The following is a 17,328-nucleotide window of genomic DNA, read 5'->3' as shown; positions in this document are numbered from 1 at the left end:
GGGCCGCTAGGGTTCGGGGTGAGGCGGTGTCGTGCGCCCTGCGCGACCCCCGGGAAGCACCACCACATTCCACCCACGGAGGTCCCAGTGACGGTACGGGTCGGCATCAACGGGTTCGGTCGCATCGGCCGCAACTTCTACCGCGCGGTCGCCGCCAGCGGCCAGGACATCGAGATCGTGGCGGTCAACGACCTCACGAGCAACGACGTCCTCGCGCACCTGCTCAAGTACGACTCGGTCCTCGGCAAGTTCCCCGAGGAGGTCTCCTCGACCGCCGACGGCATCGTCGTCGGCGGCAAGACCATCACCGCGCTCGCCGAGCGCGACCCGGCCAACCTGCCCTGGGGCGACCTGGGTGTCGACGTGGTCATCGAGTCCACCGGCTTCTTCACCAAGGCCGCCGACGCCCGCAAGCACGTCGAGGCCGGGGCAAAGAAGGTCATCATCTCCGCGCCCGCCACCGACGACGACATCACGATCGTCATGGGCGCCAACCACGAGCTGTACGACGGCTCGCAGACCATCATCAGCAACGCGTCCTGCACCACGAACTGCCTGGCCCCGCTGGCCAAGGTGCTCAACGACGCCTTCGGCATCGAGCGCGGTCTCATGACCACGATCCACGCCTACACCGCCGACCAGAACCTGCAGGACGGCCCGCACAAGGACCTCCGCCGCGCCCGCGCCGCCGCGCTGAACATCGTCCCCACCTCGACCGGTGCGGCCAAGGCCATCGGCCTGGTCCTCCCCGAGCTCAAGGGCAAGCTCGACGGCTACGCGCTGCGCGTCCCGGTCCCGACCGGCTCGGCCACCGACCTCACCGTCACGCTGTCCCGCGAGGTCACCGTCGACGAGGTCAACGCCGCCTACAAGGCCGCGGCCGACGGCCCGCTGGCCCCCTACCTGGTCTACACCGACGCCCCGATCGTCTCCTCGGACATCGTCACCGACCCGGCGTCGTGCATCTACGACTCGGGCCTGACCAAGGTCTTCGGCGACCAGGTCAAGGTCGTCGGCTGGTACGACAACGAGTGGGGTTACTCCAACCGCCTCGTCGACCTCACCTCGCTCGTCGGCTCGAAGCTCTGACCATGCGGACCGTCGACGAGCTGATCGCCGAGGGGGTCCGGGGGAAGCGCGTGTTCCTGCGCGCTGACCTGAACGTGCCCCTCGACGACACCACCGGCGAGCGGATCATCACCGACGACGGCCGGATCCGGGCCAGCCTGCCCACCCTGCAGGCGCTCCGCGACGCCGGGGCCCGCGTCGTCGTCGCGGCGCACCTGGGCCGGCCGAAGGGCGCGCCGGACGACCGGTACTCCCTGGCCCCGGTCGCCGCCCGGCTGGCCGAGCTGCTGGAGGTGCCGGTGCCGCTGGCGGCCGACACCGCCGGCCCCGGCGCCCAGGCCGCGGTCGCCGCCCTCTCCGACGGCGACGTCTGCCTGCTGGAGAACGTCCGCTTCGAGGCGGCCGAGACCAGCAAGGACGACGACGCCCGGGGCGCGCTGGCCGACCGGTTCGCCGCGCTGGCCGACCTGTTCGTGGACGACGCCTTCGGGGCCGTGCACCGCAGGCACGCCTCGGTCTACGACGTCGCCACCCGGCTCCCGCACGCGGCCGGCCGGCTGGTCGCCCGCGAGCTCGAGGTGCTCACCCGGCTGACGGGTGAGCCGGAGCGCCCCTACGTCGTCGTGCTCGGCGGCTCGAAGGTCAGCGACAAGCTGGCCGTCATCGAGTCGCTGCTGCCCACCGTCGACAAGCTCCTGGTCGGCGGCGGCATGTGCTTCACCTTCCTCGCGGCCCAGGGCCACGGGGTGGGCGACTCGCTGCTCGAGGCCGACCAGGTCGACACCTGCCGCCGGCTGCTGGCCGACGCCGGGGACAAGATCGTGCTGCCGGTCGACGTGGTCTGCGCCGAGGCGCTGGTCGCCGACGCCCAGGTCAAGGTCGTGCCCGTGCAGTCCATCCCCGACGGGCTCAAGGGCCTGGACGTCGGCCCGCACACCGTCGAGCTGTTCGCCGGTCACCTGGCCGACGCGCACACGGTGTTCTGGAACGGGCCGATGGGCGTGTTCGAGCTGGCCCCGTTCACCCACGGCACCCGCGGGGTGGCCCAGGCCGTCGCCGCCGTCGTCGGGTTGTCCGTCGTCGGCGGGGGCGACTCGGCCGCCGCCGTCCGGCAGCTGGGCCTGGACGAGGACGCCTACGGGCACATCTCCACCGGGGGCGGTGCGTCCCTGGAGTTCCTCGAGGGCCGCGAGCTCCCGGGGCTGGCCGTCCTCGCGGACGGGGCAGCCTGATGGCCCGCACGAAGTCCGGGAAGGTGTACGAGGGCCGGCGCCCGCTCATCGCGGGCAACTGGAAGATGAACCTGACCCACCTGGAGGCCATCGGCCTGGTCCAGAAGGTCGCGTTCGGCCTGAAGGAGCCCGAGCTGGAGGCGGCCGAGGTCGTCGTCGTCCCGCCGTTCACCGCGATCCGCAGCGTGCAGACGCTGGTGCAGGGCGACAAGATCGAGATCGGCTTCGGCGGGCAGGACCTCTCCGTCGCCGACTCCGGTGCCTACACCGGTGAGGTCAGCGGCGCGCAGCTGAAGGCGCTGGCCTGCACCTACGTCGTCGTCGGCCACTCCGAGCGGCGGGCGATGCACGCCGAGACCGACGAGGTCGTGGCGGCCAAGGTGCGCAAGGCGATCGAGCACGAGCTGGTGCCGATCCTGTGCGTGGGGGAGGGGCTCGACGTCCGCAAGGCCGGCGAGCACGTCCCGTACACCACCGCGCAGCTCGACGCCGCGCTCGAGGGCCTCGACGCAGCGACCGTGGCCGGCATCGTGATCGCCTACGAGCCGGTCTGGGCGATCGGCACCGGCGAGGTGGCCACCCCCGACGACGCGCAGGAGGTGTGCGGGGCGATCCGGGCCCGGCTCGCCGAGCGTTTCGGGCCGGAGACCGCCGACGTCGTCCGTATCCTCTACGGGGGTTCGGTGAAGGCCGGCAACACCGCGGGCATCCTCGCCGGATCCGACGTGGACGGGGCACTGGTGGGCGGCGCGAGCCTGGACGCCGACGAGTTCGTCTCCATCTGCCGCGCCGCAGCCGAGAGCCGCTGACCCGCAGGGGCGGCGGCCCACCCACCGGAGGACCGCCGCCCCCGTGAGGCCCCACCCGCGCCGCTCCCGCGCCGCCGTCCCCGCCCTGGTCCTGCTCGTGCTGGCCGCGCTGCTGGCCGGCTGCAGCGGAGGTGACCCCGCGGACACCGCGGTGCCCACCGTGGGCGGCACCGCCGACGGCGGTCTGGACGGCGTCCGGTCGCCCTCGGACGCCACCGGCGGCACGCTCCGGCTGGTCGCCGGGCAGCTGGACAGCCTCGACCCGCAGCGGTCGAGCCTGCCGGCGGTCTGGAACCTCATGCGGCTCTACACCCGCACTCTGGTCACCTACTCCAGCACCCCGGGCAGCACCGACCAGCTCGTGCCCGACCTGGCGAACGACCTGGGGACGACGCCGGACGGCGGCCGCACCTGGACCTTCACCCTCCGCCCGGGCGCCACGTTCGAGACCGGCCGGCCGATCACGAGCCGGGACGTCAAGTACGGCATCGAGCGGTCCTTCGCCGTCGACGTGCTCAGCGGCGGGCCGAACTACGTGCTGGACCTGCTCGACCCCGACAGCCTCTACGCCGGGCCGTACCAGGACGAGTCGCCCGACCGCCTGGGGCTGAGCACCATCGCCACCCCGGACGACACCACCATCACGTTCACCCTGTCCCGGGCGGACCCGGACTTCCCGTTCGTGCTGGCGCTGCCGTCGGCGTCCCCGGTCCCCGCGGAGAACGACACGGCCGCCGACTACGGCGCCGACCCGATCTCGTCCGGGCCCTACGCGATCACCTCGGTGGACCCCGAGACCGGGATCGTGCTGGACCGCAACCCCGCCTGGGCGGCCGACAGCGACCCCGTGCGCACGGCGCTGCCCGACCAGGTCGTCGTCCGCACCGGGCTGACCGGTCTGGACCGCGACCAGGCGCTGCTGGCCGGGTCCGCCGATGCCGACCTCTCCGGGAGCGGGGTGCAGGAGGCCACGGTCGCCCGGTTCGGCGCCGACGACGGGCTGGCCGGCCGGGCCGACGAGCTCACCACGGGCACGGTGCGCCTGCTCGCGCTGCCCACGACCGTAGCCCCGATGGACGTGCCGGACTGCCGGGCCGCGGTCGCCGCGGTGGTGGACCGCTCCGGCGTCCAGGAGGCGCTGGCCGAGACCGGTGACTCGGTGCGGAGCTCGGTGCTGTGGCCGAGGTCGCTGGCGGGTGGGCCCGACGACCCGGACCCGGCGGCCGACCCGGACGCCGCCCGCCAGGCCCTGGCCGCCTGCGGGCAGCCCGACGGGTTCCCCGTCACCATGGCCGCCCCCGACGTACCCTCCACCCTCGCCGTCGCCCAGGCGCTCGTCGACCAGTTCGCCGCGGTGGGCATCGTGGTCACCGTCGTCCCGCTGCCCGCGGCGACCTACTACACCGCGGGCATCGGCTCGCCGGCGGCGATCACCACCGGGGGCTACGGCATGGTGCTGGCCAACTACTCCAGGGACCTCCCGACGCCGGCCGCCTTCCTCGTCCCGCTGGTCGACAGCCGGTCGATCAGCGACGGGGCCGGCAACGCCAACTACGCCCTGCTCTCCGACCCCGGGGTGGACGCCGCCGTGGACGCCGCCGTCGGTGCCGGGGACGTCGCGGCGTGGGCGGCGGTGGCCGACACCGCCCTGGCCACGCACGCCTTCGTGCCGCTGGTCGAGAACCGGGTGCAGCTGCTGGCCGGTCAGCGGTTGCACAACGGGGTCGTGATGCTGCCCTACAACGGCTACGACGTGGCCACCGCCGGTGTCGCCGACGGCTGAGCGACGTCCCGTAGGCTGGTCCGTCGGCTGCCCGTACTGCTTGGAGAACCCGTGATCGAGATCGTCCTGAACGTGCTGCTGACGCTGACCAGCCTGCTGCTGATCGTGCTGATCCTGCTGCACCGCGGCAAGGGCGGCGGGCTCTCGTCGATGTTCGGCGGCGCCGCGTCGTCGTCGCTGTCCGGGTCGTCGGTCGTGGAGAAGAACCTCAACCGGCTCACGGTGTTCACCGCGGTCATCTGGGCCGTCTGCATCATCGGCCTCGGCATCCTCCTCAAGGTCTGACGCTCGCGATCTGGTCGCGCGATACCCATCTGACCAGCGGATTCGTCCCGGGATCGTGACCTGGGCGTCACCTGGGTGCGCCTAGACTCTGCCCCGCGGGGGTTCGGTCGGGGAACGTCGAGGGTGGGAGCGCACGTGGCTGGTGGGAGCGCGATCCGGGGCAGCCGGGTCGGGGCTGGTCCGATGGGTGAGTCCGAGCGCGGCGAGTCGGCGCCGCGGGTGCGGGTGGTCTTCTGGTGCGCCAGGCGGCACGACACCGCGATCGCCTTCGCGCACGACGTCGAGGTACCCGAGACGTGGGACTGCCCGCGCTGCGGGTTGCCGGCCGGTCAGGACGAGCAGAACCCGCCCCCGCCGCCGCGCAACGAGCCCTACAAGACCCACCTGGCCTACGTCCGCGAGCGGCGCACCGACGCCGACGGCGACGCCCTCCTCGAGGAGGCCCTCACCAAGCTCCGCGCCCGCCGCGGAGCCTGACGAACGGCCCTGTCGCCCCCCGACCCGCGCGGGCCGGGGGCGGCCACGGGGCCGTTCCAGCAGGTCAGGTCAGCTGCGAGGCGGCCTCGGCGTCGAGCAGCCAGCGGGTCGCGGTGCGGCCGACCGCACCGGCCGCCGGCAGCGTCGTCGCGGTCTCGCGGCCGGACAGCGCACGCGCGACGGCCTCGGCCTTGCCCTCGCCGGAGACCAGCAGCCAGACCTCCTCGGCGCCGGTGATGACCCCGTAGCCCAGGCTCACCCGGGTGGGCGGTGGCTTGGGGCAGTCGCGCACGGCGACCACCGGGCGCGGGTCGTCGACCGCGGGGGAGTCCGGGAAGATCGAGGCCACGTGCCCCTCGGGGCCGACCCCGAGCAGCAGGACGTCGATCCGCGGGAGCGCACCGTCCCCTACCCGGGTCAGCTCGGCCGCGTAGGCCGCCGCGGCGTCCTCGGGCTCGGCGAACCCGGCGTCCGACGCCGGGATGGGGTGCACCCGGTCGGCGGGGACGCCGACGACGTCCAGCAGTGCCTCGCGGGCGCCCTTCTCGTTCCGGTCGTCGTCGGCTGCGGGCACCCAGCGCTCGTCACCCCACCAGACGTCGACCCGGGTCCAGTCGAGGTCGCCGCCGTCGGCGGCCACCGCGCGCAGCACGGCCGTGCCGATGCCGCCGCCGGTCAGCACCACCGAGGCGGTGCCGTGCTCGGCCTGCGCGGCGGTCAACCGGGCCACCAGCTCGCGGGCCACCGTGGCGGCCAGGTCGTCGGCGTCGGGCCGGACGACCACCTCGGGGGCGGTCACCCCTGCTCCGGCGAGTCGTCGCCGCCGTCGTCGTCCCCGGGGCCGGTCTCCGCGACCTCGTCGTCCTCGACCGAGTCCGCGGGTACGTCCGGCGCCGCCGGCGCGGGCCGCATCGGGTCGAACCACACGTGCTCGCGCACGGGTGCGCGGTCGGCGAGACCGGTGACGCCGGTGGCGGCCTCGAGGGCCTCGCGGTAGGGCTCGTCGTTGTCCAGCCGCTTCATCTCCTCGCCGATCAGCTCGCCGAGGGTGCGCTTGGGCAGGGCGACCGTCGCGTCGGGCCGGTAGGGCTGGCTGATGACGGCGCCGCCCTTGCGGTCGTCGGTCAGCCGGACCTCCTCGTCCTGGTCGAGGGTCAGCACGACGGTGTCGATGCCCTTGGAGCCGGTGCTGCGCTGGCCGGCCTCGACGGTGACCGAGCAGCCGCAGCGGGCGCTGATCCAGCCGGCCACCAGCTGCGCGGTCGGGTTCTCGGGATCGCCGACCACCTGGCCGCCGAGCACCTGGACCGCCCCGCCGCGACGACCGACCACGGCGTCGAGGGTGGAGGCCAACGTCGAGCGCCAGGGGGTGCTGCGGGTCCAGGCCAGGTCGGTGTCGCCGGGGGCGAAGTCCTCGGCCCGGCGGCGGAGGGCGGCGACGCCGTCGGCGGCCATGAGGCTGTCGGTGACCCGCCGGTTGGCGATCACGCCCAGGGCGTCGGTCTCGATGCGGTCGGGTGCGGCGTCGAACCACCAGGTGACCACCGGCGCGTCGGCGGCGAGCAGGGGGAGGACGACGGACTCGGCGTGCAGCCCGAGACGGCCGTACATGCGCATGACGACGGCCTCACCGGGCCCGAGCCGGCCGCCGATGATGACCTCGGCGTCCAACCGCGGGCTGGGTGCCTCGACCTGACGACGGACCACGACCAGCAACCGGCAGGGGTGCACCTCGGCCGCGGCGGCCGCCGCGGCCTCGGCCTCGACGACGCGGTCCTCGTCGGCGATGACCACGAGGGTCAGCGCGACGCCGCTCATCACCGCACCGCCGGTGCGGCGCTGCTCGGTCAGCTCCTTCACGATCGCCGAGCCGTTGGTGTCCCACAACGTGCTCACTTCGGGTCCTCCGGGGATCGGCGGGATGGGTCGCAGGATGTCGTCACGGTCGGCGCCACGCCCGACCCTCGGATGCCAGCATCTCGTCGGCGGCGCGGGGCCCCCACTCGCCGGCCCGGTACGAGAACGGGGTGGTGCTGGCCCAGTACTCCTCCAGCGGGTCGATGACCGCCCAGGAGGCCTCGACCTCGGCGTTGCGGGGGAACAGCGTCGCGTCGCCCAGCAGGACGTCGAGCAGCAGCCGCTCGTAGGCCTCGGGCGAGGCCTCGGTGAACTGCTCGCCGTAGAGGAAGTCCATCGACACGTCGCGGACCTCCATGACGCTGCCCGGGACCTTCGACCCGAACTTGAGGGTGACCCCCTCGTCGGGCTGGACCCGCACGACGAGCTGGTTGTGACCGAGCTCCTCGGTGTCGGTCGGCGCGAAGGGCAGGTGCGGCGCCTTGCGGAACGACAGCGCGATCTCGGTGACCCGGCGGGGCAACCGCTTGCCGGTGCGCAGGTAGAACGGGACGCCGGCCCAGCGGCGGGTCTCGACGCCGAGGCGGACCGCGGCGTAGGTCTCGGTGCGCGAGTCGTCGGCGACCTTGTCCTCCTGCCGGTAGCCCTGGGCGCGCTGCCCGGCCAGCCAGCCCTGCTCGTACTGCCCGCGGACGGCGAACCGTGCCATGTCCTTCGGCACCGAGATGGCCCGCAGCACCTTGAGCTTCTCGGTGCGGATCTCCTCGGCCGAGAACTCGACCGGCTCCTCCATGGCGGTCAGCGCCAGCAGCTGGAGCAGGTGGTTCTGCAGGACGTCGCGGGCGGCACCGGTGCGCTCGTAGAACTCGGCGCGGCCACCGATGCCGACGTCCTCGGCCATGGTGATCTGCACGGAGTCGACGTGGGCGGAGTTCCAGACCGGCTCGAACAGGGTGTTGGCGAAGCGCAGGGCCAGCAGGTTCTGCACCGTCTCCTTGCCCAGGTAGTGGTCGATGCGGAAGACGTCGTCGGCGCCGAACACCGAGTCGACCAGGCCGTTGAGCTCACGGCTGGAGGGCAGGTCGGTGCCGAACGGCTTCTCGACGACCACCCGTCGCCAGCGCTCGGGGGTGCTCTCGGCCATGCCGGTGCGCTGCATCTGCTTGAGGACGACGGGGAACATGCTGGGCGGGATGGACAGGTAGAACGCCGCGTTGCCGCCGATGCCGTGGCTGCCCTCGAGCTCGCCGAGGGTGCGGGCCAGCTCGTCGAAGGCGTCGTCGTCGTCGAAGGAGCCCTGGATGAACCGGACGGAGTTCGACAGCCGCTCCCAGACCTCCTCGCGCCACGGGGTGCGGGCGTGCTCGCGGGCGGCGGTGCGGGAGAGCTCGGCGAAGTCGACGTCGTCCCAGTCGCGACGGGCGAAGCCCAGCAGCGCGAAGTTGGTCGGGAGCAGACCGCGGTTGGCCAGGTCGTACACCGCGGGGAGCAGCTTCTTGCGCGCCAGGTCGCCGGTGATGCCGAAGACGACGAGGGCGCAGGGTTCGGGGACCCGGGGCAACCGCCGGTCCCTCGGGTCGCGCAACGGGTTGGTGGTCATCCGTCCCTCAGGTGCTGTGGGTGTGCGGGGGACAACCGGGGGCCGACGCGGCGGTGCGCCGGCCCCCAGCTCTGCTAGCGCTTGTCCTTACTTCTTGTCACGGAGCTGTTCGGCCACCGACGTCGAGAGTTCATCCCAGGCGTCGTTGAACTTCTGCACGCCCTCGGTCTCGAGGACGGCGAACACGTCGTCCAGGTCGATGCCGGCGTCGGTCACCGACTGCATGACCGCGGCGGCCTCGGCGTAGACCTCGGTGATCGGGCGGCCGACCTGACCGTGGTCGGCGAAGGCCTGCATGGTCTTCTCCGGCATCGTGTTCACGGTGTCGGGGGCGACCAGCTCGGAGAGGTACATCGTGTCGCTGTAGTCGGGGTTCTTGACCCCGGTCGAGGCCCACAGCGGGCGCTGCTTGCTCGCGCCCCGGGCCTCCAGCGCCGCCCAGCGGTCGGAGGAGAAGACCTCCTCGTAGGCCTGGTAGGCCAGCTGGGCGTTGGCGATGCCGGCCTTGCCCTTGAGCGAGGCGTCGGCGCCGGCGTCGTCCAGCCGCTTGTCGATCTCGGTGTCCACGCGGGACACGAAGAACGACGCCACGCTCTCGATGCCCTCGAAGCCGGCCTCGGGGTCCTCGGCGCGCTTCTCCAGGCCCGCGACGTAGGCCTCCATGACGGCCTTGTAGCGGTCGAGGCTGAAGATCAGGGTGACGTTGACGCTGATGCCGTTGGCGATCGTCTCGGTGATGGCCGGCAGGCCCTCGACGGTGGCCGGGATCTTGATGAACAGGTTCGGCCGGTCGACCAGCCACCACAGGTGGGCGGCCTCGGCGGCGGTCGCGTCGGTCTCGTGGGCCAGCCCGGGGGCGACCTCGAGGGAGACGCGGCCGTCGCGGCCGGTGCTGGCCGCGACCGGCGCGAGCAGGTCGCAGGCGTCGCGGACGTCGGCGGCGGTGATGGTGCGCAGCGCCTCCTCGACGGAGACCCCGCGGACGGCCATGGCGTGCAGCTGGTCGTCGTAGGACTCCGAACCGCTGATCGCGGCCGCGAAGATCGAGGGATTGGTGGTCACGCCGACGACGGAGTGGTCGTCGACGAGCTGCTGCAGGTTGCCGCTGCGGATCCGGTCGCGGGACAGGTCGTCCAGCCACACGGCGACGCCGGCCTTCGACAGGCTCGCGAGGTTCTCGTTCTGGGTCATGGTGCTGCCTTCCTTACTGGTCGCCGGTGCGCTGGGTGAGGCCGCCGACGACGTCGCCGCCTGCGGCGAGGCCGGCACCCGAGGACGCGGCCTGGATGCTCTCGCGGGCCGCGGCCACGACCGCCTCGGCGGTCAGGCCGAACTCCTCGTAGAGCTTGGTGTACGCGGCGCTGGCGCCGTAGTGGTCCAGCCCGATGATCCGGCCGGCGTCGCCGACGAAGTCGCGCCAGCCCATGGCGATGGCCGCCTCGATGCTGACCCGGGCCTTGACCGCCGGCGGGAAGACCTCGTCGCGGTAGCTCTGGTCCTGCTCGGCGAACCACTCCTGGCAGGGGACCGACACGACCCGGGTGGGCGTGCCGGCGGCCTCGAGCTGCTCGCGGGCGGCGACGGCGATCTGCACCTCGGAGCCGGTGCTCATGAGGATGACCTCGGGGGTGCCGGTGCTGGCCTCGGCCAGGACGTAGGCGCCCTTCGCGGTGCCCTCGGCCGAGGCGAACTCGGTGCGGTCGACGACCGGGAGGTTCTGCCGGGACAGGATGATCCCGGCCGGTCGGTCGCTGTGCTCGAGGATGGTGCGCCAGGCGACGGCGGTCTCGTTGGCGTCCGCGGGGCGGACGACGTCCAGGCCGATGATCGCGCGCAGCGCGGCCAGGTGCTCGATCGGCTGGTGCGTCGGGCCGTCCTCGCCCAGGCCGATGGAGTCGTGGGTCCAGACGTAGGTGACCGGGAGCTGCATCAGGGCGGCGAGCCGGACGGCGGGGCGCATGTAGTCGGAGAACGTCAGGAACGTGCCGCCGTACACGCGGGTGCCGCCGTGCAGGGCGATGCCGTTCATGATCGAGCCCATGGCGTGCTCGCGGATGCCGAAGTGCAGCGTGCGGCCGAAGGGCCCACCGCTCCACGTCTTGGTCTGCCGGCTGGTCGGCAGGAACGACGGCTCGCCCTCGACGGCGGTGTTGTTGGACTCGGCCAGGTCGGCCGACCCGCCCCACAGCTCGGGGAGCTCGGGGTAGATCGCGGCCAGGACGGCGCCCGAGGCCTTGCGGGTGGCCATGCCCTTGGGGTCGGCGTCGAAGGTGGGCAGCGCGTCGGCCCAGCCCTCGGGCAGGGTGCGGGTGCGCATGCGGTCGAACAGTGCGGCCTGGTCGGCGTTCGCGGCCTGCCACGCGTCGAAGCGCGGCTGCCACTCGGCCCGGGCGGCCCGCCCGCGCTCGATGACCGTGCGGGTGTGCGCGATGACCTCGTCGGAGACCTCGAAGGTCTGCTCGGGGTCGAAGCCCAGCACGCGCTTGGTGGCGGCCACCTCGTCGTCGCCGAGGGCCGATCCGTGGGCGGCGCCGGTGTTCTGCTTGTTCGGGGAGGGCCAGCCGATGATCGTGCGGAGCACGACCAGGGAGGGGCGGCCGGTCTCGGCCTTGGCCGCGGCCAGGGCGGCGTCGACCGCAGCGAGGTCCTCGCCGTCGGACACGTGCTGCACGTGCCAGCCGTAGGCCTCGTAGCGCTTCGCGACGTCCTCGGTGAACGCGATCGTGGTGTCGTCCTCGATCGAGATCTTGTTGTCGTCGTAGACCAGGACCAGGTTGCCCAGCTGCTGGGTGCCGGCCAGGGAGGACGCCTCGCTGGAGATGCCCTCCTCGAGGTCGCCGTCGGAGGCGATCGCCCAGATGGTGTGGTCGAACAGGCTCTCGTCGCCGGCGGCGGTGGCGGGGTCCCAGATGCCGCGCTCGCGACGGGCGGCCATGGCCATGCCCACCGCGTTGCCGACGCCCTGGCCCAGCGGACCGGTGGTGGTCTCGACGCCGGTGGTGTGGCCGACCTCGGGGTGGCCGGGGGTCTTCGAGCCCCAGGTGCGCAGCGCCTTCAGGTCGTCGAGCTCCAGGCCGTAGCCCGAGAAGTAGAGCTGGGTGTAGAGGGTCAGCGCGGTGTGCCCGGGGGAGAGCACGAAGCGGTCGCGGGCCACCCAGTTCGGGTCGGACGGGTCGTGCTTGATCCACTTCTGGAACAGCAGGTAGGCCAGCGGGGCCAGGCTCATCGCCGTGCCGGGGTGGCCGTTGCCGACCTTCTGGACGGCGTCCATGGCCAGCACGCGGGCGGTGTCGATGGCCCGGCGGTCCAGCTCGGTGAAGCCCTCGGGGAGGGTCTGGGTCGGCTGGGCGGGCGAACCGGTGGGGCTGTCGGTCGCGGCCTCGGCCGGTGCTTCGGACTCGGTGCTCTGGTCTGCCATCTGGCGGGTGCTCCCTCGGGATAGGTCGTGGGTCGGGGGCGATGCCGGGGTGACTGCCGGTCGTCGTCGTTGCCGACCTGGGCACTACCCGCGAGGCGCGCACCATCAACGTGGCGAACCCTAGTGGTAGGGAGGTCTTCCCCACGGTCGCGGGGCTACAGTGGGCCGGACCTCCGCCCGCCCCGGTCTGAATGGTGTGGATCTGCCCGTGACCGCGATCGCCGAACGGCGTGCCGTCGGCCGGCGTACCCCGCTCCCGGCGCTGGTCGGTGCCTACGTCTCGCTGACCAAGCCCAAGCTGGTCGAGCTGCTGCTGGTGACCACCCTCCCGGCGATGATGCTGGCCGCGGGCGGCTGGCCGGGCACCGGCCTGGTGGTGGCCACGCTGGTCGGCGGCATGCTCGCCGCGGGCGCCGCGAACACCATCAACTGCTGGTACGACCGCGACATCGACCGGATCATGTCCCGCACCCGCGACCGGCCGATCGTCACCGGCGTCATCGCCCCGCGGTCCGCGCTGATCTTCGGCGTCCTGCTCGCCTGGGTGTCGCTGGTCGTGCTGGGTGTGTTCACCACGCCGCTGGCCACGGCCCTGGCCGCCGTCGCGATGCTGGCCTACTCGGTCTTCTACACGATGGTGCTCAAGCGCCGCACCCACCACAACACCGTGTTCGGCGGCCTGCCGGGTGCCGCCCCGGTGCTCATCGGCTGGGCCGCGGTCACCGGGTCGCTGGCCTGGCCGGCCGTGGTGTTCTTCGGCATCGTCTTCTGCTGGCAGATGCCGCACTTCTGGGCCCTGGCCAGCAGGTACCGCTACGACTACTTCCGCGCCGGCGTCCCCATGCTGTCGGTGGTGGCCGGTCCGGTCACCGTCGGCCGGCAGTCCGCCGCGTGGGCGTGGGGCACGCTGGCCGTCTCCGCCCTGATGGTGCCGGTCACCCCGGGGCTGGGCTGGATCTCCGGCGTCCCCGTCCTCGCCCTGGGTGCCTGGTACGTCTACGAGACGCACGCCTGGCTGGGCCGCATCCGCGGTGGGGGCGCCGACCGGCCGATGCGGCTGTTCTCGGTGTCCATCACCTACATGACCCTGCTGTCCATCGCCCTGGTCGTCGACGTCCTCGTCTGACGGTGCGCATGGCGATCCTCCGGATCGCACCGCGGCCAGCGGCCGTCCCCGGCGGTCGCCGAGCCGCTGCGGGTGATCCGATCAGCACCGGGCGTCTGCCGTCCCGGCTGCTGCGCCCGGCCGGCGGTCGACGAGCAGCGCGGCACCGTCGCAGGCGGTCCGGGGTCAGCGGGTGGTGGCGAAGGCCTCGGCGGGGGGTTCGACGTCGGCCTCGGTGCGGGGGCCGCGGACCGCCCAGAGCAGGCGCGCGGTGAACGCGGTGATGAGGACGGCGCCGGCCATGTGCAGCAGGACCAGCACGATCGGCAGCCCGGTGAAGTACTGCACGTAGCCGATCACGCCCTGGGCCAGCTCCACGACCAGCAGGTCGCGGGCGGCCCGGCGCACCCGGCCGGGGGAGTCGGTGGCGTACAGGGCCACCAGCAGCGCGACGGTCAGCCCGATGAGCAGGAACACGACGTCGGCGTGCAGCTGGCTGACCAGCTCGGGGTCGAAGCCGGTGCGCCCGGCGGCGGGGTCGCCCGAGTGCGGGCCCGACCCGGTGACGACGGTGCCGAAGACCTGGACGGCGCCCACCGCGACCGCGATGCCGGTGACCAGCAGCGCGATGGGACGGCGGACCAGCAGCTGGCCGACGCCCGGCTCGCGGGAGCGCAGCCACAGGGTGGTGGCGACCGCGACCAGCACCATCGACACGAGGAAGTGGGCGGCGACGGTCCACGGGTTGAGCCCGGTGAGCACCGTGACCCCGCCGAGCAGGGCCTGCGCCGGGATGCCCAGGAAGCTGCCGACCGCCCACCGCCGGAGCTCGCGGCGGGCCGACCGCCAGACCACCACGACGGTGGCGATCGCGATCACGGCCAGCGCGAAGGTGAGCAGCCGGTTGCCGAACTCGATCAGCCCGTGGCCGGCGAGCTCGGGGGTCGGGGTGATCGACCCGTCGGTGCACTCGGGCCAGGTCGGGCAGCCCAGACCGGAACCGGTCAGCCGGACGGCGCCGCCGGTGACGACGATGAGGCCGTTGGCGACGGCGTTGGCGAGCGCCACGCGGCGGACGACGGCAGAGGAGACCGGCACCGGTCCAGCGTAGGTGGCCGTCGGGGTCGTTCGCCGTGGGCGTAGGGCCGGCCGGAAGACCGGGCCCGGCCCGGGCGCTGGACGGGGCAGCGGACACACCGGTCCGCGGCGCCGGCGACGGTGCAGCCCCGACACCCGAGAGGTGCACGCGTGACCACTCCGTTCGACACCGACCCCACCGCCCGCCGCCGCCCCGACGTGACCGCCCTGCTGACCGACCAGGCCCGTGCCGCCGTCACCGAGGCGACCCGGCAGGCCGCCGGCTGGGGAGCCCCCGCCCTGGACACCGCCCACCTGCTCTGGGCGCTGGCCGCGGTGGAGCCCACCCGCACGCTGCTGACCCGCAGCGGCGCGGACCCCGACCTGCTGCGCACCGACCTGGCCGCCGGGCTCGACGGCGGCGCCGTCCGCGACAGCGCACCCCCGCTCGGCCCGGGCGCCGAGCGGGCGCTGCGGGAGGCCCACCAGATCTCCCGCGCCTTCGGCTCGCCGGCCATCGGCCCCGAGCACCTGCTCCTCGCGCTGTCGGCCCGGCCGGAGTCCGCGGCCGGCCGCCGGCTGGCCGAGCTCGGGGTGACCCCGCAGACCCTGCAGCTGGCCGCCGAGCAGGGACCGGCCGAGCCGTCCAGCTCGACCCCCACCCTCGACCGGTACGGCCGGGACCTCACCCAGGCCGCCCGCGACGGGCAGCTGGACCCGGTGATCGGTCGGGCCGCGGAGATCGAGCAGACCGTCGACGTGCTGGCCCGGCGGACCAAGAACAACCCGGTGCTGATCGGCGAGGCCGGGGTGGGCAAGACCGCCGTCGTCGAGGGCATCGCGCAGCTGGTCGTGGGCGACGAGGTCCCCGACGTCCTCCGCGGCCGACGGGTGGTCGAGCTGGACCTGACCGCGATGGTCGCCGGCACCAAGCACCGCGGCGACTTCGAGGAGCGGATGACCGCGGTGATCGCCGAGGTGCGCGCGCACGCCGACGAGGTGCTGCTGTTCGTCGACGAGCTGCACACCGTCGTGGGTGCCGGCGCCGCGCAGGGCTCCGCCGGGGCCGCCGACATGCTCAAGCCGGCCCTGGCCCGCGGCGAGCTGCACCTGATCGGCGCGACCACCCTGGACGAGTACCGCCGCGGCATCGAGGCCGACCCGGCCCTCGAGCGCCGGTTCCAGCCGGTGCACGTCGCCGAGCCCTCGACGGCCGACGCCGTCGCGATCCTGCACGGCCTGCGGGAGCGCTACGAGGACCACCACCACGTGCGGTTCACCGACGAGGCGCTGGTCGCCGCCGTCGAGCTGTCCGACCGGTACCTCGGCGACCGCCGGCTGCCGGACAAGGCCATCGACCTGGTCGACCAGGCCGGTGCCCGCCGTCGCCGCCGCGCCGGCGCGCCCACGGCGGACCGGGCCGGGCTCGAGCAGCAGGTCGCCCGGCTGACCGCGGAGAAGGACGCCGCCGTCGCCGCGGAGCAGTACGAGCGCGCCTCGGAGCTGCGCGACCAGGTCGTGGCGGCCCAGCAGCAGCTGGCGCAGGCGGGCGACGCCGTCCCGGAGGTCACCGTGGACGACGTCGCCGAGGTGCTCAGCCGGGCGACCGGCATCCCGGTCGCCCAGCTCACCGAGGCCGACCGCGAACGGCTGCTGCGGCTGGAGGACCTGCTGCACCGGCGGGTCGTCGGGCAGGACGACGCCGTCGAGGTCGTCGCCGAGGCCGTGCGCCGCTCCCGGGTGGGCCTGGGCGACCCGGACCGCCCGATCGGCAGCTTCCTGTTCCTGGGCCCCACCGGCGTCGGCAAGACCGAGCTGGCCAAGGCCCTCGCCGAGGCGCTGTTCGGCGACGAGGACCTGATGGTGCGGCTGGACATGAGCGAGTACCAGGAGCGCCACACGGTCTCCCGCCTGATCGGCTCGCCGCCCGGCTACGTCGGGTACGAGGACGCCGGCCAGCTCACCGAGGCCGTGCGGCGGCGTCCGTACTCGGTCGTGCTGCTCGACGAGGTCGAGAAGGCGCACCCCGACGTCTTCCACACCCTCCTGCAGGTGCTCGACGACGGTCGGCTGACCGACTCCCGGGGCCGCACCGTCGACTTCCGCAACACGGTCGTGGTGATGACCAGCAACCTGGGCTCGGACCTGGTGGCCGGCAACCGCGAGCCGCTGGGGTTCGGCAGCAGCACCCGGTCGCGCGACGACGGCCTGCGGACGGCGCTGCTGCGCCGGCTGAAGGACTCCTTCCGCCCCGAGTTCCTCAACCGGATCGACGAGATCGTGGTCTTCCGGCCGCTGGAGACCGAGCAGCTCGCCGAGATCACCGAGCTGCTGCTGGCGGGCACCCGCGACCGGCTGACCGCCCAGGGCATCGCGGTGGAGTTCTCCGCCGACGCGGTGCGCTGGTTGGCGCAGCGGGGGCACGAGCCGGAGTTCGGCGCCCGTCCGCTGCGGCGGGCGATCCAGCGCTCGGTCGACAACCCGGTCTCGCGCCTGGTCCTCGACGGTGCCCTCGCCGCGGGCGGACGGCTGCGGGTGGGCGTCGTCGACGGCGAGCTGGACCTCGCGGTGGAGGGAGCCGTCGAGGCGCCGGTGGGGGAGCCGGTCGCGGCCTGAC

14 protein-coding genes are annotated in these 17,328 nt (G+C 73.6%); 8 read left to right on the top strand and 6 right to left on the bottom strand.

What is annotated here, in order from left to right:
* The first annotated feature begins 87 nt into the window (after positions 1–87).
* The 6 genes from gap to BLS67_RS18665 all read left to right on the top strand — a co-directional run bounded on the left by gap (position 88) and on the right by BLS67_RS18665 (position 5,654).
* Positions 88–1,089 carry a type I glyceraldehyde-3-phosphate dehydrogenase gene (gene gap, locus BLS67_RS18690; RefSeq protein WP_091248038.1) on the top strand — a complete coding sequence of 334 codons (1,002 nt, stop codon included), beginning with the start codon at positions 88–90 and terminating at the stop codon, positions 1,087–1,089.
* A gap of 2 nt (positions 1,090–1,091) precedes the next feature.
* Positions 1,092–2,300 (top strand): phosphoglycerate kinase, encoded by a 1,209-nt coding sequence (locus BLS67_RS18685; RefSeq protein WP_207500723.1) that lies wholly within the window; start codon positions 1,092–1,094, stop codon positions 2,298–2,300.
* Entirely contained in the window at positions 2,300–3,109 is an 810-nt protein-coding gene (tpiA, locus tag BLS67_RS18680; protein ID WP_091248035.1) for a triose-phosphate isomerase, read from the top strand. Before BLS67_RS18685 ends, tpiA begins: the two co-directional genes overlap by 1 nt.
* A 43-nt stretch (positions 3,110–3,152) precedes the next feature.
* Entirely contained in the window at positions 3,153–4,892 is a 1,740-nt protein-coding gene (locus tag BLS67_RS18675; RefSeq protein ID WP_242654194.1) for an ABC transporter substrate-binding protein, read from the top strand.
* Between the two features lie 51 nt (positions 4,893–4,943).
* Positions 4,944–5,177, top strand: a complete 234-nt coding sequence (gene secG / locus BLS67_RS18670; RefSeq protein WP_278247149.1) for a preprotein translocase subunit SecG — start codon at positions 4,944–4,946, stop codon at positions 5,175–5,177.
* Between the two features lie 75 nt (positions 5,178–5,252).
* Positions 5,253–5,654 carry an RNA polymerase-binding protein RbpA gene (locus BLS67_RS18665; RefSeq protein WP_479723816.1) on the top strand — a complete coding sequence of 134 codons (402 nt, stop codon included), beginning with the start codon at positions 5,253–5,255 and terminating at the stop codon, positions 5,652–5,654.
* A 64-nt stretch (positions 5,655–5,718) separates the two neighbouring features.
* Here the strand turns inward: BLS67_RS18665 and pgl are convergent, their stop codons facing one another.
* The 5 genes from pgl to tkt all read right to left on the bottom strand — a co-directional run bounded on the left by pgl (position 5,719) and on the right by tkt (position 12,529).
* Entirely contained in the window at positions 5,719–6,453 is a 735-nt protein-coding gene (gene pgl, locus BLS67_RS18660) for a 6-phosphogluconolactonase (RefSeq protein WP_091248026.1), read from the bottom strand.
* Positions 6,450–7,550: a glucose-6-phosphate dehydrogenase assembly protein OpcA gene (locus tag BLS67_RS18655; protein ID WP_091248020.1), complete on the bottom strand. Its 1,101-nt coding sequence runs from the start codon at positions 7,548–7,550 to the stop codon at positions 6,450–6,452. The genes pgl and BLS67_RS18655 overlap by 4 nt, the downstream gene beginning before the upstream one ends.
* Positions 7,551–7,593: 43 nt before the next feature.
* On the bottom strand, positions 7,594–9,111 hold the full coding sequence (gene zwf / locus BLS67_RS18650; protein WP_091248001.1) for a glucose-6-phosphate dehydrogenase: 1,518 nt from the start codon (positions 9,109–9,111) through the stop codon (positions 7,594–7,596).
* Positions 9,112–9,198: 87 nt separating this feature from the next.
* The gene (gene tal / locus BLS67_RS18645) at positions 9,199–10,302 is read right to left on the bottom strand and encodes a transaldolase (protein WP_091248000.1); all 1,104 of its coding nucleotides are present in this window, start codon (positions 10,300–10,302) and stop codon (positions 9,199–9,201) included.
* Positions 10,303–10,315: 13 nt separating this feature from the next.
* Entirely contained in the window at positions 10,316–12,529 is a 2,214-nt protein-coding gene (tkt, locus tag BLS67_RS18640) for a transketolase (protein ID WP_091247997.1), read from the bottom strand.
* A 208-nt stretch (positions 12,530–12,737) separates the two neighbouring features.
* Between tkt and BLS67_RS18635 the strand changes: the two genes are divergently transcribed.
* Complete coding sequence (locus BLS67_RS18635) at positions 12,738–13,655, top strand: heme o synthase (protein ID WP_091247994.1); 918 nt, start codon at positions 12,738–12,740, stop codon at positions 13,653–13,655.
* Between the two features lie 165 nt (positions 13,656–13,820).
* Here the strand turns inward: BLS67_RS18635 and BLS67_RS18630 are convergent, their stop codons facing one another.
* The gene (locus BLS67_RS18630; RefSeq protein ID WP_165617658.1) at positions 13,821–14,732 is read right to left on the bottom strand and encodes a COX15/CtaA family protein; all 912 of its coding nucleotides are present in this window, start codon (positions 14,730–14,732) and stop codon (positions 13,821–13,823) included.
* Between the two features lie 150 nt (positions 14,733–14,882).
* Between BLS67_RS18630 and BLS67_RS24810 the strand changes: the two genes are divergently transcribed.
* Positions 14,883–17,327 carry an ATP-dependent Clp protease ATP-binding subunit gene (locus BLS67_RS24810; RefSeq protein WP_278247148.1) on the top strand — a complete coding sequence of 815 codons (2,445 nt, stop codon included), beginning with the start codon at positions 14,883–14,885 and terminating at the stop codon, positions 17,325–17,327.
* Position 17,328 lies beyond the last annotated feature (1 nt).

It is taken from the genome of Klenkia soli (genome assembly GCF_900103975.1).
GTDB lineage: Bacteria > Actinomycetota > Actinomycetes > Mycobacteriales > Geodermatophilaceae > Klenkia > Klenkia soli.
This window is presented reverse-complemented; position numbering and strand designations above follow the sequence as displayed.

What these genes read in the sequence shown, in the direction of transcription:
- BLS67_RS18685 (WP_207500723.1), top strand. Translation starts at nt 1,092, where the DNA reads ATGCGGACCGTCGACGAGCTGATCGCCGAGGGGGTCCGGGGGAAGCGC.
- tpiA (WP_091248035.1), top strand. Translation starts at nt 2,300, where the DNA reads ATGGCCCGCACGAAGTCCGGGAAGGTGTACGAGGGCCGGCGCCCGCTC.
- zwf (WP_091248001.1), bottom strand. Translation starts at nt 9,111, where the DNA reads ATGACCACCAACCCGTTGCGCGACCCGAGGGACCGGCGGTTGCCCCGG.
- tal (WP_091248000.1), bottom strand. Translation starts at nt 10,302, where the DNA reads ATGACCCAGAACGAGAACCTCGCGAGCCTGTCGAAGGCCGGCGTCGCC.
- tkt (WP_091247997.1), bottom strand. Translation starts at nt 12,529, where the DNA reads ATGGCAGACCAGAGCACCGAGTCCGAAGCACCGGCCGAGGCCGCGACC.